Annotated in this window: 26 protein-coding genes and 1 riboswitch; of the genes, 13 read left to right on the forward strand and 13 right to left on the reverse strand. The window is 70.6% G+C overall.

Annotation, left to right across the window (positions count from 1 at the left end):
• Positions 1-40: 40 nt before the first annotated feature.
• Entirely contained in the window at positions 41-904 is an 864-nt protein-coding gene (locus QFZ67_RS05275) for an ABC transporter permease (protein ID WP_307659915.1), read from the reverse strand.
• A 144-nt stretch (positions 905-1,048) separates the two neighbouring features.
• On the opposite strand from QFZ67_RS05275, the gene QFZ67_RS05280 reads away from it, so the two are divergent.
• The gene (locus tag QFZ67_RS05280) at positions 1,049-2,086 is read left to right on the forward strand and encodes a LacI family DNA-binding transcriptional regulator (RefSeq protein ID WP_373430207.1); all 1,038 of its coding nucleotides are present in this window, start codon (positions 1,049-1,051) and stop codon (positions 2,084-2,086) included.
• The gene (locus QFZ67_RS05285) at positions 2,086-3,225 is read left to right on the forward strand and encodes a mandelate racemase/muconate lactonizing enzyme family protein (protein WP_307659917.1); all 1,140 of its coding nucleotides are present in this window, start codon (positions 2,086-2,088) and stop codon (positions 3,223-3,225) included. The genes QFZ67_RS05280 and QFZ67_RS05285 overlap by 1 nt, the downstream gene beginning before the upstream one ends.
• 336 nt (positions 3,226-3,561) lie before the next feature.
• On the opposite strand, the gene QFZ67_RS05290 is transcribed toward QFZ67_RS05285, so the two are convergent.
• Positions 3,562-3,753 (reverse strand): hypothetical protein, encoded by a 192-nt coding sequence (locus QFZ67_RS05290; protein ID WP_307666124.1) that lies wholly within the window; start codon positions 3,751-3,753, stop codon positions 3,562-3,564.
• Here QFZ67_RS05290 and QFZ67_RS05295 point away from each other — a divergent pair.
• Positions 3,721-4,917 carry an acyl-CoA dehydrogenase family protein gene (locus tag QFZ67_RS05295; RefSeq protein WP_307659918.1) on the forward strand — a complete coding sequence of 399 codons (1,197 nt, stop codon included), beginning with the start codon at positions 3,721-3,723 and terminating at the stop codon, positions 4,915-4,917. The two genes, QFZ67_RS05290 and QFZ67_RS05295, sit on opposite strands and share 33 nt — an antisense overlap.
• Before the next feature lie 90 nt (positions 4,918-5,007).
• On the opposite strand, the gene QFZ67_RS05300 is transcribed toward QFZ67_RS05295, so the two are convergent.
• The 7 genes from QFZ67_RS05300 to QFZ67_RS05330 all read right to left on the reverse strand — a co-directional run bounded on the left by QFZ67_RS05300 (position 5,008) and on the right by QFZ67_RS05330 (position 10,935).
• Entirely contained in the window at positions 5,008-5,583 is a 576-nt protein-coding gene (locus tag QFZ67_RS05300; protein WP_307659919.1) for a GAF domain-containing protein, read from the reverse strand.
• Complete coding sequence (locus QFZ67_RS05305; protein ID WP_307659920.1) at positions 5,580-6,194, reverse strand: ATP/GTP-binding protein; 615 nt, start codon at positions 6,192-6,194, stop codon at positions 5,580-5,582. Before QFZ67_RS05305 ends, QFZ67_RS05300 begins: the two co-directional genes overlap by 4 nt.
• Positions 6,172-6,543 (reverse strand): DUF742 domain-containing protein, encoded by a 372-nt coding sequence (locus QFZ67_RS05310; RefSeq protein ID WP_307659921.1) that lies wholly within the window; start codon positions 6,541-6,543, stop codon positions 6,172-6,174. Before QFZ67_RS05310 ends, QFZ67_RS05305 begins: the two co-directional genes overlap by 23 nt.
• Before the next feature lie 2 nt (positions 6,544-6,545).
• Positions 6,546-6,980 carry a roadblock/LC7 domain-containing protein gene (locus tag QFZ67_RS05315; protein ID WP_307659922.1) on the reverse strand — a complete coding sequence of 145 codons (435 nt, stop codon included), beginning with the start codon at positions 6,978-6,980 and terminating at the stop codon, positions 6,546-6,548.
• Between the two features lie 7 nt (positions 6,981-6,987).
• The gene (locus tag QFZ67_RS05320; protein ID WP_307659923.1) at positions 6,988-8,826 is read right to left on the reverse strand and encodes an ATP-binding protein; all 1,839 of its coding nucleotides are present in this window, start codon (positions 8,824-8,826) and stop codon (positions 6,988-6,990) included.
• A gap of 306 nt (positions 8,827-9,132) precedes the next feature.
• Positions 9,133-10,320: an MBL fold metallo-hydrolase gene (locus tag QFZ67_RS05325; RefSeq protein ID WP_307659924.1), complete on the reverse strand. Its 1,188-nt coding sequence runs from the start codon at positions 10,318-10,320 to the stop codon at positions 9,133-9,135.
• Between the two features lie 165 nt (positions 10,321-10,485).
• On the reverse strand, positions 10,486-10,935 hold the full coding sequence (locus tag QFZ67_RS05330; protein ID WP_307659925.1) for a PPOX class F420-dependent oxidoreductase: 450 nt from the start codon (positions 10,933-10,935) through the stop codon (positions 10,486-10,488).
• A 139-nt stretch (positions 10,936-11,074) separates the two neighbouring features.
• Here QFZ67_RS05330 and QFZ67_RS05335 point away from each other — a divergent pair, with 139 nt between their 5' ends.
• The 5 genes from QFZ67_RS05335 to QFZ67_RS05355 all read left to right on the forward strand — a co-directional run bounded on the left by QFZ67_RS05335 (position 11,075) and on the right by QFZ67_RS05355 (position 16,648).
• The gene (locus QFZ67_RS05335; protein WP_307659926.1) at positions 11,075-11,644 is read left to right on the forward strand and encodes a carboxymuconolactone decarboxylase family protein; all 570 of its coding nucleotides are present in this window, start codon (positions 11,075-11,077) and stop codon (positions 11,642-11,644) included.
• 286 nt (positions 11,645-11,930) lie between these two features.
• Complete coding sequence (locus QFZ67_RS05340) at positions 11,931-13,730, forward strand: thiamine pyrophosphate-dependent enzyme (protein ID WP_307659927.1); 1,800 nt, start codon at positions 11,931-11,933, stop codon at positions 13,728-13,730.
• Positions 13,727-14,905 carry a Glu/Leu/Phe/Val dehydrogenase dimerization domain-containing protein gene (locus tag QFZ67_RS05345; RefSeq protein ID WP_307659928.1) on the forward strand — a complete coding sequence of 393 codons (1,179 nt, stop codon included), beginning with the start codon at positions 13,727-13,729 and terminating at the stop codon, positions 14,903-14,905. The genes QFZ67_RS05340 and QFZ67_RS05345 overlap by 4 nt, the downstream gene beginning before the upstream one ends.
• A gap of 120 nt (positions 14,906-15,025) precedes the next feature.
• Positions 15,026-15,646: a TetR/AcrR family transcriptional regulator gene (locus tag QFZ67_RS05350; protein WP_307659929.1), complete on the forward strand. Its 621-nt coding sequence runs from the start codon at positions 15,026-15,028 to the stop codon at positions 15,644-15,646.
• A 144-nt stretch (positions 15,647-15,790) separates the two neighbouring features.
• Positions 15,791-16,648, forward strand: coding sequence for a carbohydrate kinase family protein (locus QFZ67_RS05355; RefSeq protein WP_307659930.1), 858 nt, complete (start codon positions 15,791-15,793; stop codon positions 16,646-16,648).
• On the opposite strand, the gene QFZ67_RS05360 is transcribed toward QFZ67_RS05355, so the two are convergent.
• Positions 16,639-17,691 (reverse strand): DUF6745 domain-containing protein, encoded by a 1,053-nt coding sequence (locus QFZ67_RS05360; RefSeq protein WP_307659931.1) that lies wholly within the window; start codon positions 17,689-17,691, stop codon positions 16,639-16,641. The two genes, QFZ67_RS05355 and QFZ67_RS05360, sit on opposite strands and share 10 nt — an antisense overlap.
• A 58-nt stretch (positions 17,692-17,749) precedes the next feature.
• Positions 17,750-18,076, reverse strand: a complete 327-nt coding sequence (locus QFZ67_RS05365) for a hypothetical protein (protein WP_307659932.1) — start codon at positions 18,074-18,076, stop codon at positions 17,750-17,752.
• Positions 18,077-18,295: 219 nt separating this feature from the next.
• On the opposite strand from QFZ67_RS05365, the gene QFZ67_RS05370 reads away from it, so the two are divergent.
• Genes QFZ67_RS05370 through QFZ67_RS05390 form a run of 5 tightly spaced genes read left to right on the forward strand, consistent with a single transcriptional unit; the run spans position 18,296 to position 23,541 of the window.
• On the forward strand, positions 18,296-19,249 hold the full coding sequence (locus QFZ67_RS05370) for an STM4015 family protein (RefSeq protein ID WP_307659933.1): 954 nt from the start codon (positions 18,296-18,298) through the stop codon (positions 19,247-19,249).
• A 5-nt stretch (positions 19,250-19,254) separates the two neighbouring features.
• Positions 19,255-20,400, forward strand: a complete 1,146-nt coding sequence (locus tag QFZ67_RS05375) for an STM4014 family protein (RefSeq protein WP_307659934.1) — start codon at positions 19,255-19,257, stop codon at positions 20,398-20,400.
• A 55-nt stretch (positions 20,401-20,455) separates the two neighbouring features.
• A complete protein-coding gene (locus QFZ67_RS05380) occupies positions 20,456-21,262 on the forward strand; it encodes an STM4013/SEN3800 family hydrolase (protein WP_307665731.1) in 807 nt (268 codons plus the stop codon).
• The gene (locus QFZ67_RS05385; protein WP_307659935.1) at positions 21,259-22,608 is read left to right on the forward strand and encodes an STM4012 family radical SAM protein; all 1,350 of its coding nucleotides are present in this window, start codon (positions 21,259-21,261) and stop codon (positions 22,606-22,608) included. The genes QFZ67_RS05380 and QFZ67_RS05385 overlap by 4 nt, the downstream gene beginning before the upstream one ends.
• A 9-nt stretch (positions 22,609-22,617) precedes the next feature.
• Positions 22,618-23,541, forward strand: coding sequence for an STM4011 family radical SAM protein (locus tag QFZ67_RS05390; protein ID WP_307659936.1), 924 nt, complete (start codon positions 22,618-22,620; stop codon positions 23,539-23,541).
• 52 nt (positions 23,542-23,593) lie between these two features.
• Here the strand turns inward: QFZ67_RS05390 and QFZ67_RS05395 are convergent, their stop codons facing one another.
• Complete coding sequence (locus QFZ67_RS05395) at positions 23,594-24,385, reverse strand: SGNH/GDSL hydrolase family protein (RefSeq protein ID WP_307659937.1); 792 nt, start codon at positions 24,383-24,385, stop codon at positions 23,594-23,596.
• Between the two features lie 160 nt (positions 24,386-24,545).
• The gene (locus QFZ67_RS05400; protein WP_307659938.1) at positions 24,546-25,508 is read right to left on the reverse strand and encodes a M23 family metallopeptidase; all 963 of its coding nucleotides are present in this window, start codon (positions 25,506-25,508) and stop codon (positions 24,546-24,548) included.
• A gap of 4 nt (positions 25,509-25,512) precedes the next feature.
• A riboswitch (cyclic di-AMP (ydaO/yuaA leader) is annotated at positions 25,513-25,666 on the reverse strand.
• Between the last annotated feature and the right edge of the window lie 115 nt (positions 25,667-25,781).

Consider the following 25,781-nt stretch of genomic DNA (forward strand, 5'->3'; position numbering starts at 1 on the left):
CAGTAGGTGGGCCGGTAGGTGGGCCGGTCGGTAGGGCCGGTCAGTAGCTGGTGGTGACGCCTGCCTCGCGGCGGCTGGCGTGCCACGGGAGCAGAAGCTTCTCGGCGATCTCGACGAGGACGAAGAGGATCACGCCGATCAGAGACATCACGAGCAGTCCCGCGAAGAGCATGGGGGTGTCGAGGTTTCCGTTGGCCTGGAGGATCACATAGCCGAGTCCCTCGTTCGCGCCGACGAACTCGCCTACGACGGCGCCGGTCACGGCCAGCGTGACGGCGACCTTGAGGCCGGAGAAGAGATGGGGCAGGGAGGCGGGGAGGCGGATCTTGACGAAGGTCTGCCAGGGGCTCGCGCCCATGGTCGACGACAGCTGGAGCATCTCCGGGTCGACGGCCTTGAGTCCGGTCACCATCGAAATGACAACGGGGAAGAAGGCGATGAGGACGGCGATGAGGATCTTCGGCGCGATGCCGAAACCGAGCCAGACGACGAACAGAGGGGCTATGGCGATCTTTGGGACGACCTGCGCGAAGAGCAGGATCGGGTAGAGCGTTTTCTCGACGGTCGACGAGTAGACCATGATCACCGCGGCGAGCACGCCGACCGCGACGGCGATCAGGAAACCGAGGAGCGTCTCGTAGGTGGTCACCCAGGTGTGCTGCCAGATGTAGTCGGTCTTCCCGGTCAGCACGTCCAGCGTCGCGCCGGGTGAGGGGACGAGGTACGGCTCGACCAGTTCGGCCGCGGCGATCACCCACCACACGCCGAAGCAGACCAGCAGCAGCGCAACGGGCCGCCAGCTCTGCTCGATCGCACGGACGGCGCGCTCCCCCGCGCCCGGCCTGTTCCGCGTGGCAACTCCCGCCACTTTCCGGGGTGCCGCCTTGATGGCGCTCTGGCTCACTGTCGACTCCTCTGGGAAAACGCTTTCAGAAAGCGCTTTCTGATAAGGTGTCGCCACGCTAATGACTGCCTGTACGCACGGTCAATAGGTCGTCCCGAAGTTTCGGGGGGTGCAGTGAGTGAACGGCAAGCAACACCTGTCCATGTGACGCTGGACGTCGTCGCCCGCAGAGCGGGCGTCTCCCTGGCCACCGCGTCCCGTGCCCTCAACGGCACCACCCGGGTCCGGGAGGATCTGCGCCGGCGCGTGCGTGCGGCGGCCGATCTGCTCGGCTATATCCCCAACGCCCATGCCCAGGCGCTCGCCAGCGCCTCCAACAACACCGTGGGCCTCATCTGCCACGACGTCGGCGATCCGTACTTCGCCGCCATCGCGGACGGCGTGATGCGGGCGGCCGCCGAGCAGGATCTGCTCGTCATGCTCGCCAGCACCTTCCGGGAACCGGCCCGGGAGATCGCGTACGTCTCCACCCTGCGCGCACAGCGGGCCCGGGCCATCCTGCTGATCGGCTCGGGGTTCCAGGACCGGGCCTGGGAACGGGCGCTGGCGGCCGAGCTGGAACCGTATGTCCGCGCGGGCGGCCGGGTCGCGGTCGTCAGCCGGCACCGCAGCCTGCGGGTGGATGCCGTACTGCCGGAGAACCGGGCCGGAGCCGCCGCCCTCGCCGGTGCCCTACTGGCCCTGGGACACCGGGAGTTCGCGGTGCTCAGCGGGCCGCCCGAGCTCACCACCGTCACCGACCGGCTCGCCGGGTTCCGGGAAGGCCTGGCACAGGCCGGGATCACGCTCGGGCCCGACAGGGTGGTGCGCGGCGCCTTCACCCGCGAGGGCGGTCATACGGCCGCCCGTGAACTCCTCGCCCGTTCCACCCGGCCAACTTGCGTCTTCGCGGTCACCGATGTGATGGCGGTGGGCGCGCTCGCCGCCTTCCGGGAAGCGGGCGTCCGGGTGCCGCGGGACATCTCGCTCGCGGGCTTCGACGACATTCCCCTCGTACGGGAGCTGACTCCCCCGCTCACCACGGTGGCGCTGCCGCTGACCGCCATGGGGCAGGAGGTGATCGCCCTCGCGCTGCGCGAACCGCGCGGCCCGCGTTCGCGGATGCTGCGGGTCGGCGGCGAGGTCGTCCTGCGCGCCAGCACCGCCCCACCGTCCACCCCGCTTACTGGAAGGACCAGTTGATGAACATCGAGCGCGTCGAGACCTTCGCGGTCGCCCTGCCCACCCGCCGCTCCTTCGGCGTTTCCGGTGGCGCGGTCGCCGTCGCCGGACAGCCGTCGCTGCGGGTGCTGGTGAAGGTGAGCACGGACGGTGTGCACGGCTGGGGCGAGGCGACGCCCATCCCTGCCTGGACGTACGAGACCGCCGAGTCCATCGTCACCACGGTCGACCGCTATCTCGCCCCGGCCATCGTCGGCAGGCCCGCCTGGAACCTGGACGCCGTCGACAGCGCCTTCGACCGTGCCATCAGCCGCGGCTTCACCATCGGCGCGCCGCTGGCCAAGAGCGCGGTGGATGTGGCGTTGCACGATCTGCTGGGGCGGGCCGCCGGGGTGCCGCTCGGCGTGCTGTGGGGTCAGCGCAGGTCGGAGTCGATCGAGCTGGGGTGGATCGTGTCCGGGCAGTCCCCCGCCGAAGTCGGCGACAGTGTTGCGGAGGGCTCGGACGCCGGATACCGGGCGTTCAAGGTCAAGATCGGGCTGCACGACGAGGACACGGACGCGGCCGTGGTGGCGGCGGTGCGCGAACACGCGCCGGGTGCGCCGGTCTGGGTGGACGCCAACCAGGCGTACATCGTGGACGCCGCGCTGCGCATGGCGCGGCGGCTGGACGCGATCGGGATCACCGCCTTCGAGCAGCCGCTGCCCGCCAACGACATCGCGGGGCTGCGGCGGCTGCGCGAGCACTCCCCCGTGCCGGTGGCGCTCGACGAGAGTCTGCGGCACCCCACCGATCTCGCGACCTTCGTCCGTCTTGAGGCGGTGGACGTGGCGATAGCCAAGGTGCAGCGCAGCGGCGGGCTCACGCTGTCACGGCGACTGTGTGCGCTCGCCGAGGACTGCGGGGTCCGGCTGATGGGGTCCGGGCTGACCGACTCCGATCTGGGGCTTGCAGCATCGCTGCATCTCTTCGCGGCGTACGGGATCGACACCCCGGTCGATCTGAATGGCCGTCAGTTCATTGAATCTCCGTACGCGGGGCAGACGGTGCGGGTGGAGAAGGGAGTGGCTCAGGTGCCCGACTCCCCAGGGCTGGGGGTCGAGGTGGACGAGGCAGTGGTGCGTGAGCTGGCCGTCGACGTACTGGAGCATCGCGCGTGACAGCGCCCGGCGCGCGAGTACACCGAGTCGCGCGCCCCTGGCACCCCTTGTGCGCTTCGCGCGCCGGGCAGCACTCCCGTACGCCGGTACGGCCGACCTTCAAATCCGTCGCCCCTGCCCACAAGCGTTCTTTTCGGTCTGGGTCTGCGCCGGATCGGTTCTTCCGGTGTTCCGGGATGTCACCGTTGTGCACGTCTGAGGCTTCGTCTTGTCCCTCAGTGCCATATGCCCACGAAACCTTTGCCGATGGCATGTGGCAGAAACAAGCACAGGGGGAATGCCGTACGGCAGGACCGGACGGGCGTGTACCACACGGGACACACCCTCAATCAAACGTCAACGGACTGCTTTTTGGACAAGGTTGGCGTCGATCTTGTGCCACTTGGAAACGATCAACACCATAATGTGGTCGGCCTGTTCGGGACGGGACCACTGCCGATGCACCACCTGCTCGAACAACAGCCCGAGCAGGCGTTTCGCAGAGGAGGGCTCGCGATGGACGGATACTTCGCCAGTCGACTGCATCATCAATTACGTGACCATGTCCGCGACTTCGCGGAGAGGGAGGTACGTCCGAGGATTCCCGCGATGGAGGCCGCCCGCTCGGTCCACCGCGATCTGTCCCGGCTGATAGCCCGGCAGGGCTGGCTCGGCGCCACCATCAGCAAGGAGCACGGCGGGATGGGTGTCGGCCACCTCGCCAAGACCATCATCATCGAGGAACTGTCCCGGGTCAGCGGGGCGATGGGCGCGATGATCCAGGCCTCTCAGCTGGGCGTTGCCAAGATTGTCCATTTCGGCAGCGACCAGCAGAAGAAGACCTGGCTCCCATCCATCGCCGCCGGCGAATGCCTGCCGACAATCGCGGTCACGGAACCCGAGTCGGGCGGCCATGTGCTGGGCATGAGAGCCACCGCGGTGCGGGACGGCGACGACTACATCCTGAATGGCCGAAAGGTGTTCGTCGGCAACAGCCACGTGGGCGATCTGCACGGCGTGGTGGTCAGGACCGCTCCGGGATCGAAAGGGCTGACGGCCTTCCTGGTCGAGTCGGACCGCCCGGGGTTCGGAGTCGGCGAGCAGCGGCCGACGATGGGACTGCACGGCTTCAGCTTCGGTGAGCTGCACTTCCACAACTGCCGTGTCCCGGCCCCGAACCGGCTCGGCGAGGAGGGCGACGGTCTGTCCGTGGCGTACTCCTCCAGCGTGCTGTACGGCCGCGCCAACCTCACCGCCGTGTCACTCGGCATCCACCAGGCAATCCTGGAGGAGACCACCCGCTTCTGCGCGGAACGGCACCGGTATGGCGAGCCGCTCCATGAACTTCCGTCCATCAAGCTGAAGTTGGGAAAGCTGCAGTCACGGCTGATGACCGCCCGGCTCGCCGCGTACCACGCCGTGCACCTGCTCGACCAGGGACTGCCGTGCGACGCGGAGCTGATGAACGCCAAGCTGGTCAATGTCGAGTCGGCGATCGACTCCGCGCGCAACGCCATGGAGATCCATGCCGCTGCCGGGCTCTTCACCGACCGCCCCATCGAACGGTATCTGCGGGACGCGCTTCATATGTTCGCCCCCGCCGGGACCTCCGACATTCAGCTGCTGCGCCTGGCGGAGGTCGCGCTGGGCACGGCGAAGGGGCAGTGGTCGCAGCGGCTGGCCGACGAGGTCAGGCTGGAGCCGGCGCTTTGACCCGTGGCTCCGCCCCGGACCCGACTGAAGACACTCCCCCTACGCCCTGCGGGCGTAGGGGGAGTGCGTGGCGTAGGGGGAGTGCGCGGCTCAGATGCGGCCGTCCTCGCGCCGGTGGATCTGCTCGATCAGCTCCGCGGCCAGCGACTTGATGGTCTCCAGACCCGCACGCCCCCACGGCCGCGGCTCGGTGTCGACGACACAGATCGTGCCCAGCGCGATCCCTGTACGGTCGATCAAGGGCGCCCCCAGATAGGAACGGATGCCGATCTCGTCGACGACCGGGTTCCCCGCGAACCTCGGATAGTCGCAGACGTCCTCCAGCACGAGCGCCTTGCGCCGTACGACCACATGCGGGCAGTAGCCGTGGTCGCGCGCCATGAAACGGCTGACGTCACCGCCGCCCGCCGCGGCCGCCGCGCCCAGATCGTTGCCACTGTGCGTACCGGCCGGGGTGTGCAGCCCGGCGAAGAACTGCCGGTTCTCATCGATGAAGTTGACCATCGAGTACGGCGCGCCGGTCACCTCCGCGAGCCTGTGCGCGAATTCGTCGAAGGCGGGGTCGGGCCGGTCCCCGAAGCCGAGCTGGCGCAGCCGTCGCACACGGACGGGCGCTTCGCGGTCGACGGGGGTCAGCAGCAGATGACCGGTCGGGTCATACGTCATGTCGGTGCTCCGTAGCTCGGTGCCGGAGCCGGCACCGCGGTGGTGGTGAGCAGATGCTGGACGAGGGTGACCAGCGTCCCTGTCGCCGAGCCGGCGATCCGCGCGTCGCACAGCACGACCGGCACCTGGGGCTTCAGGCCGATCGCGGCCCGCACTTCCTCCGGTTCGTAGCGGTACGCGCCGTCGAACTCATTGACGGCGACGACGAATCCGATGCCGCGTCGCTCGAAGAAGTCAACGGCGGAGAACGAGTCCTCGAGCCGGCGGGTGTCGGCGAGGACGACCGCGCCGAGCGCGCCCTCGGAGAGTTCGTCCCACATGAACCAGAAGCGCTCCTGGCCCGGGGTGCCGAAGAGATAGAGCACATGGCTCTCGTCCAGCTTGATCCGGCCGAAGTCCATGGCGACCGTCGTGGTGGTCTTGGACTCGATGCCGTCCAGGCTGTCGGTGGCCACGCTGACCTGCGTCAGCAGCTCCTCCGTACTCAGCGGTTCGATCTCGCTGACCGCTCCCACGAAGGTCGTCTTGCCCACCCCGAATCCCCCCGCTATGAGGATCTTCAGCGCGGTGGGGAAGAGGCCGTCGAGTTCAGAGCCGTCGTCGTAGGCCATCGAGCACCGCCTCCAGCAAAGAACGGTCTGTGGGTGTGTTGCCGCAGCGGGGCGCCCGCGCGGTGACCGCGCCGCAGTCCACGAGATCGGAGAGCAGCACCTTGGTGACGACCGCCGGCAGCCTGAGGTGCGCCGAGATCTCGGCGACCGAGGTAGGCCCGTCGCACAGGCCGAGCGCCAGGGCGTGCTCGGGACCTAAGTGCTTCTGTGGCACGGTCCCGGTGGCCATCACCAGCGAGAGCAGGTCCAGCGCGGTTGTCGGACGGGTGCGGCCGCCGCTCACCGTGTACGGGCGGATGAGTCGGCCGGCCGCGTCGTCTAGCAACGGCCCGTCCTTGGGGGACGGCACTCTCATTGTCCTGCGGCGCTCGGCGCCACCGCCGACTGTCTGGCCGGCGTGGTCAGGTAGGGCCGTACGCTCTTGACCAGCATCGCCATCTCGTACCCGAGGACCGCGGCGTCCGCCTCGCGCCCGGCGAGTACGGCGAGGCAGGTGCCGGAGCCGGCGGTGGAGACGAACAGCAGTGTGGAGTCGAGCTCCACCACCACCTGGCGTACCTCTCCGCCGTCGCCGAAGCGCGCTCCGGCGCTGCGGCCCAGGGAGTAGAGGCCGGAGGCGAGTGCCGCCATGTGGTCGGCGCTGTCGGGGTCCAGGCCGTGCACGGATTTCACCAGCCCGTCGGAGGAGAGCAGTACCGCGTTACGGGTGTACGGCACGCGCTGGACCAGGCCGCTGAGCAGCCAGTCGAGGTCCGAGACATGACCGTTCGGCACATCGCTCGCCATGGTGCATCTACTCCTTGGAGGTGTTGTCGTGGCGCTGCGGTCCGGGCTGTGGGCCGGGGTCCGCGGGGGAATGGGACTCGGCCAGTCCGATGCCCCGCTGGAAGGCCGCCATCAAGCCCGGGTCGTGGAGGGCGTGGTCGTCGTCCTTGCGGGGCGACGGGGCGTCCCTGAGCTGGGGGACGAGGTGTTCCTGACTGCGGCGTCGGGGCAGTTGGGGGCGGCCCATGGTGCCGCGGACCACCCCGCCTGCGGGCGGCTCAGGGGTGGTGTGGGCGGACTCGGCGGGCGAACTCCCCTGGGGCGCCGAGTGGTCGGCGCCTGGGAGGGCGGCAGCCGGATTGGGCCTGTCGGCGTGCTCTCCACGTACAGGAAGGGGTCCCGCGCCAAGTGTGGCGTGCGCCGTCTCGCGCTGCGGCTGTGACTGTGGCTGTGGCTGCGATTGCTGCCGGTGCTGCGGCTGGAGCTGATCCAGGTACGGCGGGGAGTGCGGCTGCTGCGGGATCGAGGGGGACTGCGCCGCGGCCGCCCGGGGGACGGCCGTCCGGCCGCTTGCGTCGTGCCCGGCTTCGGACGCCGCGGCCGCCACATCGGCCTCCTGAGCGAGTCGTTCCGGCTCGGATCCGAGCAGCCCCTGCGGCAGTACGAGGATGGCCTGGACGCCGCCGTAGATATTGGACTGGAGCCGGACCGCGATGCCGTGTCTGCGGGCCAGCGCCGAGACGACGAAGAGGCCGATCCGCCCGTCCTGCAGCAGATGGGCGACATTCACCTGGTCGGGATCGGCGAGCAGGGCGTTCATCTTGTTCTGCTCGCCGACCGGCATGCCGAGGCCACGGTCCTCGACCTCGACGGCGAGTCCGGCCGTGACGTGCGAGGCGCGCAGCAGCACCTGGGTGTGCGGCGCGGAGAACAGCGTGGCGTTCTCGACCAGTTCGGCCAGCAGGTGGATCACGTCGGCGACGGCGTGACCGCGCAGTGTGCCGTCGATCGGCGGCACCAGTTTGACCCTGGGGTACTGCTCCACCTCGGCGATCGCGGAGCGGAGCACCTCCGTCATGGTGACCGGGTTGGACCACTGCCGCCGGGAGATCGCGCCGCCGAGGACGGCGAGGTTCTCCGCGTGCCTGCGGATGCGGGTGGCGAGGTGATCGACGTGGAAGAGGCCCTTGAGCAGCTCGGGGTCCTCGACCTCGTTCTCCAGCTCGTCGAGGAGCTGGATCTCCCGGTGGACCAGCGACTGGAGCCGCCGGGCCAGATTGACGAAGACTTCGACCTTCTGTTCATTGCCGACGCTGCTGGAGAGACGGGACGCCTGCACCACCGCCGCCACCGCGGCTTCGTGCGAACGGCTCAACTCCTGGGTCAGCAGGTCGAATTCGTCCCCGCCGGGCGGGGCTGGCGAGGGCGTATCGCGGGCAGGCGGTCCCTCCCCCCGTCTGAGCTGCTCGACCACGGTGCGCAGGTCCGCCTGCCCGCGCGCGCTGGAGCGGCGCAGGTCGGCGCACCGGTCGAGTACGGACTTGGCCATGCGGTCCGCGCTCATGGCCGCCGCCGCCACGGCGGCCATGGCGACCAGGGCGGAGGCGGTGAGCACGGCCCACAGACTGGCGGACGGCTGAGGGGTGGCGATGCGGATCGTGAATATCACCGCGGCTGCGCCGCTGAGCGCGGCGACGACCGCCGGCAGGGCTGCGGTCCGCAGGAGTTGAGGGCGTATACGGGCTTCCGGCGACGACGGCACGGGATGCGACCTTCCCGCTGACGACAGGGAGCGGGCGCCTGGCCGGCCGTGGCGCCCGCCCTCGCGGCGGTCTGGCCGCGCGGCGGGTGCGCGTAGTTGAGACATCAGCGTCCTTGGTACGTGGGGCCCCAGGAATCGGCGTACTGCACGTGGTCAGCTTCGGCTCAGCGGACGGCTCGGCATACGCGATATCGAACGAAAAATCGGTACGCAATATGAGCCGCCCGTTGATCACCGGCCACACACGGTAGTCGCCAAGCGGGCACGTGCGACGGGCAGTTGACAAACTTGCCCGACATTCGTCCCGCTCTGGTATGAGGCCCCGCACTGTTGCCCGAAAACGCTCGGCCGGCCCCCGTCGCGGGTCGGCGGCGGCGGGGGCCGGACCGGCAGGGGCCGGACACTCGCGGATCAGGCGGTCGGCGCCACCTCTGGGCTGCCCGTGCCGCCGGAAGTGGCCCAGCCTTCGACGGGCACGGTCGCCACCGCACGCCACCACAGCTCGGACGGAACGCCGCCCTCGGCGGTCGGCTCGAACGGCTCGCCCGGTCGCGGAAGGGCTATGGGCGCGCCCGCGGCGGCCGCGGCCGCGGCCGTACCCTCGCCAGGCTCGGCCCACGGGTGCGGCGCGAGGTTGAACGTCCCCCAGTGGATCGGCAGCATCACGCCGGACGGCTGCCCGCCCTGGAGGTCCAGGTGGGCGCGCATTCCCTCGGCGGGCGTCATATGGATGTCCGGCCAGTACTCGCTGTACGCGCCGATCTGGATCATGGTGGCGTCGAAGGGGCCGTGCTCGGCGCCGATGTCCTTGAAGCCGGGGAAGTATCCGGTGTCGCCGCTGTGGTAGATCCGGTGCTCCGGGCCGGTGACGGCCCAGGACGCCCAGAGTGTGTGCTGCTGGTTGCGCAGCCCGCGGCCGCAGAAGTGGCGGGCCGGGGTGGCGGTCAGCCGGATACCGGCGACTTCCGTCGACTCGTTCCAGTCCAGCTCACGCAGGCGGTCGGCGGGCACGCCCCAGCGCTCGAGGTGCGCGCCGACGCCCAGAGGCACCACGAAGACCGTGTCCGTGGAGGCCAGGGCGCGGATGCTGGGCAGATCGAGGTGGTCGTAGTGGTCGTGGGAGATGACGACGACATCGACCGGACCCAGGTCCGCGAGCGGCACGGGAACAGGGTGCAGCCGCTTGGGGCCGGCGAAGGAGAAGGGTGAGCAGCGCTCGCCCCAGACCGGGTCGAAGAGAACCCGCCGACCGTCGATCTCGGCGAGAACGCTGGAGTGACCGATCCAGGTGAGCCGCAGCCCGGAGGCCGGCGGTTTCGCCAGGTCGGCGAGGGTCGTGGGGTGCACGGGCACCACGCCGATGGGGGACCGGCGCGCCCGCGTCTCCTTGCGGAAGTAGATCTTGGCAAACTCGATCATGGAGCCGCCGGACGGCCGGGTTCTGGCTCCCACCGGGTTCTGGAAGGACCCGTCGGAGAAGTTGGGCGAGCGGCGGATCCGCTCCCACCGCTCTCCGGCCGGGTCGGCGCCGAACGCGGCGGGTCGCAGCGAGCGCAGCCGGGAGCTGAGAGGGGGGTGGGGGGAGTCAGCGCCGGTCACGGCACCTCCAGGTGTCGGGTCTCTTCATTATGTGCGGGGGGTACGACAGTGCGAACGCGCCGGGACCGCACACCGTGCTCGTGCTGGTCGACGTCACCCTGGGTGTGTCAGCCGTCACCCTGGGTGTGCGGGCGGCGGTGGCGGCCACCGGCACCGGTGAAGGGCTCAGCGGCGCGGCTGGCCATAGGCCCGTTCGACGCGCAGCCGCAGAACGAGGCGCTTGTCGCGGACCATCGCGCGCCGGTAGTCGTCCCAGTCCGGGTGCTCGCCCTGCACGTCGCGGTAGAGGGTGATCAGCTCTTCGACGGTGGCGTCGTGCGGGTCGGCAGCGACCGGGGAGAGGTCGGCCGTGCCCTCGACGACCGTCCAGGCCCAGCGGTCGGGGCTGGTGACGTGGTAGCCGGCGCGCGGGTCGCGGCGCAGGTTCCTGGTCTTGGCCCGGTCGTCGGTGATGGACACCCGGATGATCCGCTCGTGCGGGTAGTAGGCGTGGTTCACATTGGACAGCTGTGGCCTGCCGTCCCGCTTGATGGTGACCAGCACACCTCCGTCGTACTCGGCGATCAGCTCGAGGAGGGCGTCCTCCGCGTCCTGCTCTGCGTCGATGTCCGTCATGACCACAGGAACGCCTGCCTCCGTGCCGGTGTTCCTGAAATTCCTTACCCCCTGCGATGTCACATCCGGGCCGAGCCGTCCGTCGTAGGCGTGAAAGGCCGTCGCCATGGGGCGTCGACCACACGTCAGGAGGCTCGTCATGGCCCGTATCTCGCTCACCCCGCGCCGCTCGCTCCTCTTCCGTGCCACGGAGTGGTACTCCAAGCGCGTGTACGGAAAGGTCCTCGACCCCGCCCGGGCGCTGGCCCACAACCCGCGGGTGCTGTGGTCGGATCTCCGTTTCGAGCAGTCGGTGGCGAAGTGGAAGAACCTCGACCCCACCCTCAAGACGCTGGCTGTGATGGCGTCGGCCGCCTCGATCGGGTGCAGCTGGTGCATGGACTTCGGCCACTGGGAGAGCCGGCGGCACGGCATGGACGTGCGCAAGCTCCAGGATGTGCCGATGTGGCGCGACAGTGATGTCTACGCTCCGCTGGAGCGCGATGTCATGGAGTACGCGGAGGCGATGACGGCCAATCCGCCGCGGGTCGAGGACGAGCTGGCGAAGCAGCTGCTCACGGCTCTCGGCGAGGCCGCGTTCGTCGAGCTGACCGCGATGGTGGCAGTGGAGAACCTGCGCTCGCGGATGAACTCCGCACTGGGGCTGACCAGCCAGGGCTTCAAGGACCACTGCGAGATTCCGGCCCGTCGGCGCTCGACGGCCGCCTGACCGCGACGACCGTGCGGTCCGCTCGGCGAGTTTGTTGACGATCATGTTGACAGGGGAGCTCGCTCCTCCGGATACTGACTGACGGTTCAGTTACTGCGTCAGTCGTCGTGCCTGGAGGCACCATGTCCGAGCTCCCCACCGAGCTGGTCCCGCTCAGGGCCGGACGCGTATGGGGGTGTTCGCGCGAGTTCCCCGTGGAGCCGTGGATGCGGGGACGCCAAGCTGGAGGAGATCGAGGAAGGCACCTCGGACACCATGCGGCTGATCATCTCGAGGAGCATGTGACATGGCGTCGACGACTCTGACGGGCGGCGAAGCCGTCGTACGGGCGCTGGCGGCGCACGGCGTCACCCAGGCCTTCGGGATTCCGGGCACGCACAACCTGGAGATCTACCGGCATCTCGCCGCCTACGGGGTCGCGCATGTGACGCCGCGCCATGAGCAGGGCGCGGGGTACGCGGCCGATGGGTACGCCCGGGTCAGCGGGCGGCCCGGGGTCGCGATCACCACCACGGGGCCCGCCCTGCTGAACATCGCGGCGGCGGTCGGCCAGGCCTACTCCGACAGCGTGCCGCTGCTCGTCGTCTCCCCCGGGATGCCGCTGCGCCACCCGCGCCAGTCGACCGGGCTGCTGCACGAGATGCGCAGCCAGAGCGAGGCGCTGCGGGGTGTCGCGGCGTTCAGCCACCGGGTGTCGACGGTCGACGAGATCGGCGTGGCGGTCGCGCGGGCGTTCACGCTCTTCACCACGGAGCGGCCGAGGCCCGTGCACATCGAGATTCCGCTGGATCTGCTGGAGGCCGCGGAGCCGGTCGGAGCGGTACGGACCGCCCCGCCGGCCGGGTCCGCCGCGCCCACTTCGGGCGCGATCCGGCGGGCCGTCGATGCCCTGCGCGCGGCGCGGCGTCCCGCGCTCGTACTGGGCGGAGGTGCGCGTGGGGCCGCAGCTGAACTGCTCGCCCTGGCCGAGGAGTTGGCCGCGCCGGTGGTCACCACCGCCAACGGCAAGGGCGTCATGGACGAGTCCCATCCGCTGTCGCTCGGTGTCTCGCTGCACAGCCAGGTCGTCCAGAAGTGGCTGGCGCGGCGTGATGTGGTGCTGGCCGTGGGGACCGAGCTGGCGGAGTCCGATCTGTGGTCGGCGCCACCGACGTTGAACGGCACGCTGGTACGCGTCGACCTGGACCCCGCACAGATGTACGCGGCGATCCCGGCGGATGTGCCGCTGGTGGGCGACGCGCAGCGGGTGGTGGGCACGCTGCTGTCCGTGTACCGGAGCGGCGGAGGGGGTGGCGGCGAGCCGGGCGGGCGCGGCGTCAGCGCGCAGCGTCCGGCGCGGGATGCCTGGGTGATGATGCCGCGCGGTGCGGAACTGCGGCTCGTACGCGACACCGGGAGCGGCGACCGGGACACGGACGCCGGAAGCGGAACGGCCGGCGCCGCCGAGCTGCGGCTCGCTCCCGACGCCCGCGCCGAAGAAGCCGCCGCCCCGAGCGCCGCCGAGCAGGTCGCCGAGCTGCGCCTCGCGCGGGACGCCGAGACCCGGGACCGGGACGCCCGCTGGCTGCCGTGCCTCCGGGCGATCCGTGCCGTCCTCGCAGCCGATGCCGTCATCACCTCCGACAGCGCCCAGTGCTGCTACTACGGCGCGCTCCCGCATCTGCCCGTCGGACCCGACGCCCGCTATCTGCACCCCACCGGGTTCGGCACCCTCGGCTACGCGCTGCCCGCCGCGATCGGCGCCAAGACCGCAGACCCGGACCGGCAGGTGGTCGCGCTCAGCGGCGACGGCGGACTGCAGTTCTCCGTGCAGGAACTGGCCACCGCCGCCCAGCTCCGGCTCCCGCTGCCCGTCGTCGTGTTCGACAACGGCGGCTACGGCGAGATCCGCGACGAGATGGCCGCGCGCGGCGACGCCCCGGCCGCCGTCGACCTCGCGCCCGTCGACCTGCCCGCCCTCGCCCGCGCCTACGGCGGACACGGCGAGCGCGCCGCGACCCCCGAAGCGCTCGCCGCCGCCCTCACCCGGGCCCTCGGCACCCCCGGCCCCACCGTGATCACCGTCCCCGAGGAGACCGCCCGATGACCACTCCCCTGCTGTCGCTCACCTGGACCGACCATGTCACCGGCCGCCAGGGCCACTTGGTCGTCGACCGGCTCGTGCGCGGGGTCTCCAGCGGCGGTCTGCGGATGCGCGAGGGCTGCACGCTGGAGGAGGTGGCCGGGCTGGCCCGCGGGATGACGATGAAGGAGGCCCTGCACTACAACCCCGACGGCCGGTACATCCCGCTCGGCGGTGCGAAGGGCGGCATCGACTGCGACCCGCAGGACCCCCGGGCGTACGGCATCCTGGTCCGCTATCTGCGCGCCGTACGTCCGTACATCGAGACGATGTGGACCACCGGCGAAGACCTCGGCCTCACCCAGGACATCGTCGACCGCGCAGCCGCAGAGGCAGGGCTCGTCTCCTCCATCCAGGCCGTCTACCCGCTGCTCGACGACGAGGTGACCGCGCGCCGGCGGCTCGCGGACGCCTTCGCCGTCGAGGTCGACGGCATCGGGCTCGACGAGCTCGTGGGCGGCTGCGGCGTCGCCGAGTCCGTGCTGGTCGCGCTCGACCGGGCGGCTGTCGCGTACGAAGGAACGCGCGTCAGTGTCCAGGGACTTGGCACGATGGGCGGGGCCAGTGCCCGCTTCCTCGCCCGCGCCGGGCTGAAGATCGTCGCTGTCGCCGACGTCAAGGGCACCGTCGCCAACCCGGCCGGCCTGGACGTCGATGCGCTGCTGGCGGCCCGCGACTCTTACGGCACGGTCGACCGGACGGCCCTGCGGCCGGACGACCTCGAGCTGCCGGGCGACGCGTGGCTGTCGATCGACGCGGAAGTACTGGTGCCGGCTGCCGTCTCGTACGCCGTCGACACCGCCAACCAGGCGCAGATCACGGCCCGTTGGATCGTCGAGGCGGCGAACATGCCGGTGCTGCCGGACGCGGAGGAGCTGCTCGCGCGGCGCGGCATCACCGTACTGCCGGACGTCGTCGTCAACTCCGGTACGAACGCGTGGTGGTGGTGGACGCTGTTCGGTGACATCGACGCCGACGCGGACGAGGCCTTCGCGTATACGCGTCGCTCGATGCGCGCCCTGATCGACCAGATGCTGGCGCGCGCGGAGGCGGACGGGACGACTCCGCGGGCCGCGGCGCACGCGATCGTCGCCGACCGGCTGCCGGTGATCGCCGAGCGCTTCGGCTGGTACAGATGACGGCGCCGGGGGCCTCGCTCGAACTCCACGCGCACGGAGTGCGGGCACCGCCGGACAGCCGCAGCCGCAGCCGCAGCCGCCGCACAACGCCAGCCAAGATCGGCTGTGTAGGGTGATGCCGTGTCAAGAGTCCGGTTGAGTGTGGCGGAGCGGCGTGAGGAGCTGCTCAGTGCTGCCGTGGAGCAGATCGAGGAACGTGGTGTGGCGGCCGTGCGCATCGCCGATGTCGCCTCCGCCCTCGGCGTGAGCAATGCCCTGGTTCTCTACCACTTCTCGACCAAGGAGAAGCTCGTCGCGGCCGCCTTCACCTACGCCGCCGACGGTGACCTTGCCCATCTGAGCAAACTGCTGGGCCGCCGCACATCCGCGCTGCGCCGGCTGCGGGCCGCGGTCCGCTGGTACGCGCCGACGGGGACGGCCAAGGGCTGGCGGCTGTGGATCGAGGGCTGGGCGGCCGCGCTGCGCGAGCCGACGCTGCGGGAGGTCGCCCGCGATCTCGACCAGCAGTGGAAGGCCGCCCTGACCGAGGTCATCGCGGAGGGCGCGGCTGCGGGCGAGTTCCCGTGCGAGGACCCGGCGGCAACGGCCTGGCGGCTGACGGCGTTTCTGGACGGGCTCGCCGTGCAGATGACCTCGTACGCGGGATCGCTGTCGCGCGCGGCGATGCTGGAATGGACCGACGACGCGCTCGCCCGTGAGCTTGGCGTGGATCGCGCCGAGCTCACTGCCGCCGCTCGCTGAACGGCCGTACGCGCACAGGCTCTTCCCCCATACTTGGCAACTGTGTCTCAGCAGCCGCGGTCTCCGTCTCACTCTCACTCTCACTCTCACTCTCAGCAGACAGATCCTCTCCCTCACGATGTACTGGTCGTCGGCGGCAGCGGCGTGGACACGGTCGTCCGCGTCGACTCCCTGCCGGTCCCGCTCTCGGACTCCGTCGGAGTCGGCCCGATCCGCGAATCGCCGGGCCACACCGGCGGCAATGTGGCCCTGGGCTGCCGGGCCCTCGGGCTGAATGTCACCCTCCTCGACTACATCGGCGACGACTGGCCGGGCCAGCAGGTCCGCGCACGGCTCGCCGAAGGCGGGGTGGCCTTCGAGCCGCTCCTCTCCCCCACCGGGACCCGCCGCGCGGTCAACCTCGTCGACCCCGCGGGCCGCCGCATGTCCTTCTACGACGCCCGTGATCCGGGGGAGTTGCGGATGCCGCGGGACTTCTACCTCCCGCATCTGCGGCGGGCCCGCCACGTCCATCTCTCGATCGTGAACTTCGCGCGGTTCCTCTACGACGACATCGAGGCGCTCGGCGTACCCGTCTCCACCGACCTGCACGACTGGGACGGACTGGCCGACCACCACCGGGAGTTCGCGCTCCGCTCGGACCTGGTCTTCCTGAGCACGGTGGGCGCGCGCGAGCGGATAGCCTCGGTGATGCGGGAGATCCTGCGCGACGGAAGGGCCCAGGCGGTGGTCGCGACGGCGGGCGCCGGCGGCTCGTACCTTCTCACCCGCGACGGCAGCAGCACCCCACGCCCGATCCCCGCGGCGGTTCCACCCGCACCGGTGGTGGACTCCAACGGCGCGGGTGACGCATATGTTTGCGGCTTCCTGTACGGGCGGCTGTCCGGCCTCGACCTGGAGGAGAGCGCGAGGCTGGGGGCACTGGCGGGCGCCCACGCCTGCACGGCCGAGGGCAGCGGGGCACTGATCGGCCCCGCCGGACTCGTCTCGCCTCAGGTCTGACGCACCGGTTCGTACGCTTCCGCCTCCAGCCCGAAGGTCCAGGCGACACCCTCCTTCGCGGTCCGGGTCGTGGGCGGCACCCGCAGCCAGTAGGTGCGGTGGGTGCCGTCCGGCTCGGGGGTGGAGTTGACCACTTCGACCATCGCCACGTCCTCGTCGTCGTCCAGCGCGATCCGCCACAGAATGCCTGTCTCGTCCCGGTGCACGGGCTGGGCGTCCGACTCGGCGAGATAGCGGTCGTAGCCGTAGTACTCGAGCATCACGCGCCGCAGTTCGGCGTTCTCCTCGCTGCGTATGCGCTGTGGGGTGAGCGAGGTCAGTTCGCCGAGGAAGTCTGCGGGCACCGGCATGCCGCGCCAGGCGTACAGGGCGAAGCCGTCGGGGAATGCCAGCGCCGGACCGTCGCCCCTGTCGAGCCGGCCGGCCTCGTCCCGGTGGAGCTCCACCGGCCGCTCGCAGATCACCACCGCCTTTTCGTACGGCCACCACCAGCCGGCGTGGGCCGCGACCCTGACCAGCCCTTGGAGCCGGTCGCTACGGCCGTCGAAACCGGCGAGCCAGGCCGCGTCGTGCTGGCCGAGCACCGCGTCGAGCAGGGTCAGCCGGACCTCGGTCTCTGTCGCCGTCGCGTCCCCGATGTCCGCCGTATCCACCGTGTGTGCCGTGTCTGCTGTGTCCTGAACGGCCAGCGCGTCCACCACCCCTGCCCGTATCCGCTCGGCCAGTGCCCGCGTGGTGTCCCAGAGCCGGGCGCCGGTGAGGCTCCACAGCTCGGCCCAGCCGGCCGGCCCCAACTCGTCGTGGATACGGCGGCGTTCCTCCGCCCAGGGGCGGGTGCGCACCTCGTCGCGCACCGAACGGCCGGGGTCGTCGAGCGAGCGGACGGCGGCCACACCGGACCGCGGAGAGCCCACCCATACGATCCGCTCCGGTTCGGCGAGCCCGGCCGTGCGGTAGGCGAGGCGCACACCTTCCTCGGCGGCGGCCCGGTCCGCCGGTCCGGTCGCCGCCGCAACGGCCCGCCACTTGTCCACGTACTGCATGTGATGCCCCGTCCCCTGTCGTCCTGAATCGGTCTGTTGCTTTGCCGCTCGTCGTCATTCAGTCGGCGACGATGCGGACCGCGCCCGGCAGGTACTCGCGCTGCCGCACCACGCGGTACCAGCCCTTCGGCAGCGGTATGGCCGCATGCTCCTCGTGCACCACCCGGCCGCCTTCGGGCAGATGCAGAAGCATCGGGCCGAACGGGCCCGGCTCGCGCACCAGTCGGCCCGGGCCGGCCACGGCGTGCGCGTGACCCGTGACCTCACCGAGTGCGAGCACCAGACGCCCTCGCGCGTCCCTTGCCTCGCTCGGCGCGTCCACGGCATGCGACGGCACGGCTTCGTCCGTGACGGGCACGATGAGCACGTCTCCCTGCCGGTACATGGCTCTCCTCTCCACGCCCGGCACCGAGTGCGCCGAACCTGGAAAAGACGCTAACGGGAGGGTCTGACAACGGGCCCGGCGCAGGCCGCGGCACAGGACCCGGGCCCGGCACAGGCTCCGCCGTCCCCCGACCGGCCCCGTGACGGCAGTTGTCAGTGCGGCTTGGTAGAACTGCTGGCACATCAGCCGATCAACACTGTCCGGTGTCTGGAGCCCGTCATGACCATTTCGGACCATCTGCAGGAGCTGCACGGCCTGCCCGTGTTCGACTTCCCCGACGCCGAGTCGAAGGTCGAGCTGCCGCAAGCGGCTTCCGTGGCCTGGCGGATCACTGTCGATGCGTACGACAGCGATGAGGAGTGGGAGGGAGCCTTCGCCCGCTTCCTCGCCGCGGTGGACACCACCCAGGTGCGGGCGCTGGTCGTCGGTGCGTGGAGCGATGTGTACGACTCGGCGCCCGACGCCGTCATCACCGCGCTGCTCGACGCACGGGAGCAACTGCCCGCTCTGCGGGCGCTCTTCCTCGGGGACATCACCTATGAGGAGTGCGAGATCTCCTGGATCAACCAGGGGCTGGTGACGCCGCTGCTCGACGCGTTCCCCGAGCTGCTGCAGTTCGGGGTTCGCGGCGGCCAGGAGCTGAAGTTCCCCGCCGTCCGGCACGAGAAGCTCCGTTCGCTGACCGTCGAGACAGGCGGGCTCGACGCTGAGGTCGTGCGCGGCATCGCGGCCAGCGACCTGCCCGCGCTGGAGCATCTCGACGTCTGGCTCGGCACCTCCTGGTACGGAGGGAACGCCGAGGTGTCCGATCTGGAGCCGATCCTCTCCGGCGTCCGCCTTCCTCGTCTGCGGTCTCTGGCCCTGCGCAACAGCGAGATCCAGGACCAGATAGCCGTCGCAATCTCCGGCGCCCCGGTCGTCGCCGGTCTGGGCACGCTCGATCTGTCGATGGGCACCCTTGGCGACGAAGGCGCGGAGGCCCTGCTGAACGGACAGCCGCTGACCCATCTGGAGAAGCTCGACCTCCACCATCACTTCCTCAGCGAGCCGATGGTGCAGCGCCTGACCAAGACCTTCGAAGCCGCAGGCGTGGAGGTCGACCTCTCCGAAAGCGAGGTTGCGGAGAGGGACTCCGAAGGCGGGGAAGAGCGCTATACCGCTGTCGCGGAATGACCGGGATGCGGGCGCTACCGGGCCTGAGAACAGACCTCCGTCTCGCCGTCGTCGGCAATCCGGCCAACCGGCGCGTCGCGCTCCTCCAGGACGCCGTGCGCGCCGCCGGGCTGCCCGCCGCACGCGTCGTGCCCTGGCTCGATGTGCTGCGGGGGCGGGCGGAGTTCCGGCCGGGCGAGCGGGTGCGGATCGACTCGCCCGGCGAGGACCCACTGGTGGAACGGGAGTTGCGCGGTACGAACGACCCGACCCGGGTGGAGGGAACTGCCCGCTGGTACGCGCGCTTCACCTCTGCCGTGCGGGATGTGGCCGATCTGACGGCGGCCGGCGGGGCAATGCTGCTCGACGATCCGCACGAGCTGGCGGTGCTGTTCGACAAGCGGCTGTGCCATGGCGTGCTGCGGCGGGCCGGGGTGCCCGTGCCCAAGTCGCCCACGTCCGGCGCCGGCGCCCCTGCCGTACGCGGGTGGGACGACGTCCGTGCGCTGACGGAGCAGACCGGTCTGCGCCGGATATTCGTCAAACTGGCGCACGGCTCGTCGGCCTCCGGCGTACTCGCCGTGGAGACGGCGGGCCGCGGGCGGGTACAAGCGGCCACCTCGGTCGAGCGTGACGTGGACGGTCGGCTCTTCAACTCCCTGCGCGTGCGCCGATATTCGACCGAGCTTGAGGTCGGCGCGCTGATCGATGCCCTGGCGCCGGACGGTCTGCATATCGAGCGCTGGCTGCCCAAGGCATCGCAGGACGGCCGGGTCGCGGATCTGCGGGTCGTCGTCATCGCGGGCCGCGCCACCCACGCGGTCGTCAGGACGAGCCGCTCCCCCATGACCAACCTCCACCTCGGCGGCGCCCGGGGAGACCTCATCGCGGCGCGAGCGGCCACCGAAGCCGCCGGCGGCAGCTGGGCCGACACGCTCGGCATCTGCGAACGGGCCGCGGCCTGTTTCCCCGGAGCCCTGCGCGTGGGCGTCGATCTGCTGCCCGCCATCGGGTGGCGCCGCTTCGCCGTCGGCGAGGTCAACGCCTTCGGGGATCTGCTGCCGCGCCTCACCGGCCTGCCGGGCAGCGGCGCCGAGGGCCAGGACACCTATGCGGCGCAGGTTGCCGCCGTACTGAGCAGAGCAAGGAACCGCCATCGTGCAAGCGCCTGACACCCCCGCGCGCCAGGACGGCCCGGCCACCGGGGACATGACCGACGCCCCGGACATGACCGAGGTCGTCGGCCGCGACGACCTGCTGCTCGTCACCCTCGACACACTGCGCTTCGACGTCGCCGCCGAGCTGGCCGCCGCGGGCCGGATCCCGAATCTCGCCCGCCATCTGCCCGGCGGCGTCTGGGAGAAACGGCACGCCCCGGGCAGTTTCACCTACGCCTCCCACCAGGCGATCTTCGCCGGCTTCCTGCCCACTCCGGCGGCCCCGGGGCCGCATCCACGTCTGTTCGCCGCGCGCTTCCCGGGCAGTGAGACCACCGCAGCCCGCACCTTCGTCTTCGACAACCCGGACCTTGTCTCGGGTCTCGCGGACACCGGTTACCGCACGGTTTGCATCGGTGGCGTCGGCTTCTTCAACAAGCTGGGACCGCTCGGCTCCGTACTGCCGGGAATGTTCCAGGAGAGCCATTGGGACCCGGAGTTCGGGGTGGCGTCACCCACCTCCTTCGAGGCCCAGGTGGACCTGGCCGAGAAGGTCGTCGCCGGACTCCCGTACGACCAGCGGCTGTTCCTGTTCGTCAACGTGCCGTCGCTGCACCAGCCGAATTGGTTCCACCTCCCCGGCGCCACTCGGGACGCGGGTGATTCGCGCGAGACGCACGCTGCCGCCCTTGAGTACGTCGACCGGCACATCGGGCGTCTCTTCGCCGCCGCGAGCAGCCGCCGCCGCTGCTTCGCGATTGTCTGTTCCGACCATGGCACGGCGTACGGGGACGACGGCTTCACCGGCCACCGGCTCGGCCACGACGTGGTCTGGACGGTTCCCTACGCCCACTTCTTCCTCGAGGCCGCAGCATGAGCAGCATTCCCCGGAGCGGCGCACCCCGCCCGTACCAGAGTTATGTCTACGCCTATCCGCACAAGACGGCCTACCGGCCCTTCCCGGAGGGCGGACGGCCCGCGCTGCGCGAGCGCTGGGCGGGGGAACGCAAGGACGCGCTCGCCCTCTATCTCCACATACCGTTCTGCGAGGTCCGCTGCGGTTTCTGCAATCTCTTCACGCGGATCGGCGCTCCCGACGAGCTCACCACGCGCTATCTCGACGCGCTCGACCGCCAGGCGACCGCGGTGCGCGACGCCCTCGGGGACGCCGAGCCGGTACGTTTCGCCGCGGCGGCGTTCGGGGGCGGCACCCCCACCTTCCTCACAGCCGGGGAACTGGACCGGCTCTGCGACATCGCCGAGAAGCGCATGGGCGCCGATCTGCGCGCTGTCCCGCTCTCCGTCGAGACGTCCCCCGCCACCGCGACCGCCGACCGGCTCACCGTCCTCGCCGACCGGGGCGCCACCCGGCTCAGCATCGGCGTGCAGAGCTTCGTCGACGAGGAGGCCAGGGCGGCCGTACGCCCGCAGCGCCGCGCCGATGTCGAGTCGGCCCTGGCCCGGATCCGCGACGCCCGCATCCCCGTCCTCAACATCGATCTCATATACGGCATAGACGGCCAGACCGAGCACACCTGGCGACGGTCACTGGACGCGGCGCTCGCCTGGCAGCCCGAGGAGCTGTATCTCTACCCCCTGTATGTGCGGCCGCTGACCGGTCTGGGCCGTGCCGGCGAGGCCGGCGATCAGGCGTGGGACGCCCAGCGGCTGCTCCTGTACCGCAAGGGCCGCGACCATCTGCTCTCGCACGGCTACGAGCAGGTGTCGATGCGGATGTTCCGCCGCACGGACGCTCCACCGCAGGGCGCGGACGACTACGCCTGCCAGACCGACGGCATGATCGGTCTCGGCTGCGGCGCCCGCTCCTACACCTCGACCCTGCACTACTCCTTCGACTACGCCGTCGACATGCGCGAGATACGCGGCATCATCGACACCTACACGGCGACCGAGGACTTCAGCCGTGCCGAAGTGGGGCGCGAGGTCGACGAGGGCGAGGCGCGCCGCCGCCATCTCCTCCAGTCGCTCCTCCAGGCCGAAGGCATGGAAGTGGCCGGATACCGTGAGCGGTTCGGCCGCCACCCGGTCGAGGACTTCCGGTTCGAGCTCGACCGCTTCGCCGCCCTCGGCTGGCTCGACGAGAACGCTGGGCCCGACCGGCTGAGGCTGACCGCCGAGGGTCTGGCCTACTCCGACGCCGTGGGCCCGGAGCTCTTCTCCCCCGCCGTGCGCGCCGACATGGCCGCGTACGAACTCAAGTGAGGCTGAGCCGTGGACCTGACGATCCTCTACCGGGGCCCGCTGGCCTCCTGCGACTACGACTGCCCGTACTGCCCCTTCGCCAAGCGGCACGACAGCTCCGAGCAACTGCGTGCCGACCGCTCCGCGCTCGAACGCTTCGCCGCCTGGGCGTCCGAGCAGACGGACGACCAGCTGTCGATTCTGTTCACGCCGTGGGGCGAGGGTCTGGTCCGCTCCTGGTACCGCCGCACCCTCACCGAGCTTTCCCGGCTGCCGCACATCCGCCGGGTCGCCATCCAGACGAACCTCAGCTGCCGCACCGGCTGGGTCGCGGACGCCGATCTCGACGCCCTCGCGCTCTGGTGCACGTACCACCCGGGCCAGACTCCGTACGACCGCTTCCTCGGCAAGTGCCGTGACCTGTCCGGGCGCGGGGTCCGGTTCAGCGTCGGGGTCGTCGGCTTCCCCGGGCATTTGGCCCAGGCCCGCCGCCTGCGCGCCGATCTGCCCTCGCCCGTCTACCTCTGGGTGAACGCGGCCGAGGGACGCAGCTACACCGACGCCGAGGCCGCCGAGTGGACGGACATCGACCCGTTCTTCCCGTACAGCCGCGATCCGCACCGCTCGGCAGGGCTCCCGTGCCGGACGGGCGAATCGGTGATCTCGGTAGACGGTGACGGCACGGTGCGGCGCTGCCACTTCGTGCGGGACGAGCTGGGCAATCTCTACGACGGCTCCTACCGGCGGGCGCTGCGCCCGCGCGGCTGTCCGTCGGCCGTCTGCGACTGCCATATCGGCTATGTCCATCTGGAGGCGCTGCCGCTGTACGACGTGTTCGCGGGCGGTGTCCTGGAGCGGATCCCGGCCGTGCCCGCCGCTACTCAGCCGTCGTGCGGAGCGGGAAAGCCGATCCCCGTCAGCCTCACAGCACCTCGGCGCGCAGCCGGTGCATAGCGGCCGTGCCGCGGTCGGGGTCGCGGGCGCCGCGCACCCCGCCCCGCTGCCGTCACAGGGGCAGCAGGTTCGGGCGCTTGGCCTCGACGTGGTCGCCGGAGCTCTCGCCGCGCAGCCGTCGGCCGATCCACGGCACCAGGTGCTCGCGCGCCCAGTGGATGTCGTCACGGCGCACTTCGAGCGGGCCGCGCGGCGGCTGGGGCGGCCACGGCTGGTCGGGGTCGGCGGGCACATCGAGTCCGAGTACCTGGGCGGCGCGCAGCGCGACCCGGGTGTGTCCCTCGGGCGACAGATGCAGCCGGTCGGTGTCCCAGGCCCGCCTGTCCTGGACCGACTTGAGCGACCAGAGGTCGAGCACGGGGCAGTCGTAGCGGTCGGCAATGGCCCGTACATGCGCGGTGTACGTGGCGATCTTGCCGCGCAGATGGCGCAGCACCGGCACCCCGCGCGTGTCGAATCCGGTGGTCACCATGACCGTGCCGATCGCGCTCGTGAGGTCGGCGACGGCGCGCTCGAAGCGCTCGGCCACGTCGTCGGGGTCGGTGCCAGGCCGGATGATGTCGTTGCCGCCGGCGCAGAACGTCACCAGATCCGGGGCGAGTTCCTTCGCCCTCGGCACCTGCTCCTCGACGATCTGGTCGAGGAGACGCCCGCGTACGGCGAGGTTCGCGTACCTGAAGGTGTGCTCCGGCGTCCGGTCGTCGAGCAGGACCGCGAACCGGTCCGCCCAGCCGACGTACATCCCGGTCGGACCCGGGTCTCCGACGCCTTCGGTGAAGCTGTCACCGATAGCCGCGTACGACCCGAATGCACCCTTTTTCCCTGTTCTCGAATCGTCTGCCACGAGGCCACATCTTTCCCTTACGGATGTGACCTACGCGACCGTAAGGAAGGGTTGACGAGGGGTGATCTTTGCCACCGGTCAAGTTTCGTCCAACCCGGAATACGCCGACTCCCCCGCGCCGCCGGACGGGGGGAGTCGAGAACGGTGTGCTGTCTGTGCCTCAGATGGAGACGCCGTACTGGCGCAGGTACGCCAGCGGGTCGACGTCCGAGCCGTAGCTCGGGCCGGTGCGGATCTCGAAGTGCAGGTGCGGGCCGCTGGAGTTGCCGGTGGAACCGGAGAGGCCGATCTGCTGGCCGCCGCTCACGCTCTGGCCGGCGGATACGGCGAGCGAGGAGAGGTGGGCGTACTGCGAGTAGGTGCCGTCGCTGTGCTGGATGACGACCTCGTTGCCGTACGCGCCGCCCCAGCCGGCGGAGACGACGGTGCCCGCGCCGACGGCCTTGACGGTGGTGCCGGAAGAGGCCGCGAAGTCGACACCGGTGTGGTAGCCGCTGGACCACATGGCGCCGGTCATGCGGTAGGGGGTGGTGACGTTCGCGCCGTCGACGGGGGCGGTGAAGCCGGAGCTGCTGATCTGCGAGGCGCTCGCGGAGTCGCCGGAGGAGGACTGCGCGGAGGAGTCCGAGCCGGAGTCGGAGGAGCCCTTGGACTTCGACTTGGCCTTCGACTCGGCCTTCGACTCGGCCTTGGACTCGGACCGGTCCTGGCTCTCCTGGCGCGGCTGCGCCTTCTCCGGAGCCTTCGCCTTCGACTTCGCGCCGAGGGTCAGCTTGAGGCCCGGGTGGATCAGCGACGGGTTGTCGCCGACCTGCTCACGGTTGTCCTCGTACAGCTTCTTCCAGCCGCCGCGCACATCGTGCTCCTTGGCGATCTTGGCCAGGTAGTCACCGGAGACGACGGAGTACGTGGTGGGGACGGCGGCCGGCTTGGCTGCCGCCGGGGCCGCGGCGGCGGTCACTGCCGTAGCGGGCGCCACGGCGGGAGCGGCCTTGCCCGCCGCGTGGGCGCCGGTGGCACCCATCAGCGGAAGCGCGATGGCGGCGCCACCCGTGCCGGCGGCGACGAAGCCGCGCGTGATCGGGCTGGTCTTGGGACGGCGGTGCTTACCCTTTGCGGGCATGGCGCATTCCTCTCCGGCGCCTACGAGGTGAGCTGTCGGGTTCGGGCTGGAGATGCCCGGCCGCGCAAATGCGCGACTTAACCCCGAGCCGTCCGGAACTCCGGAATGGCGAACTACCTGGGTCCCCCGCTCCTGCCACGCGTGGGTGGATTTTTCGAATTCCGGTCGGCGGCAGGATTAGGCGGTCCGTCCGGATTGACGGGAACGTAAGCGAGACGGACGGGCGGGTACAAGCCATCACTTTCCCGGGCCAATGATCCGTGCGATATCGCC

Origin of the sequence: Streptomyces sp. V1I1, assembly GCF_030817355.1 — a bacterium.
Taxonomy (GTDB): domain Bacteria; phylum Actinomycetota; class Actinomycetes; order Streptomycetales; family Streptomycetaceae; genus Streptomyces.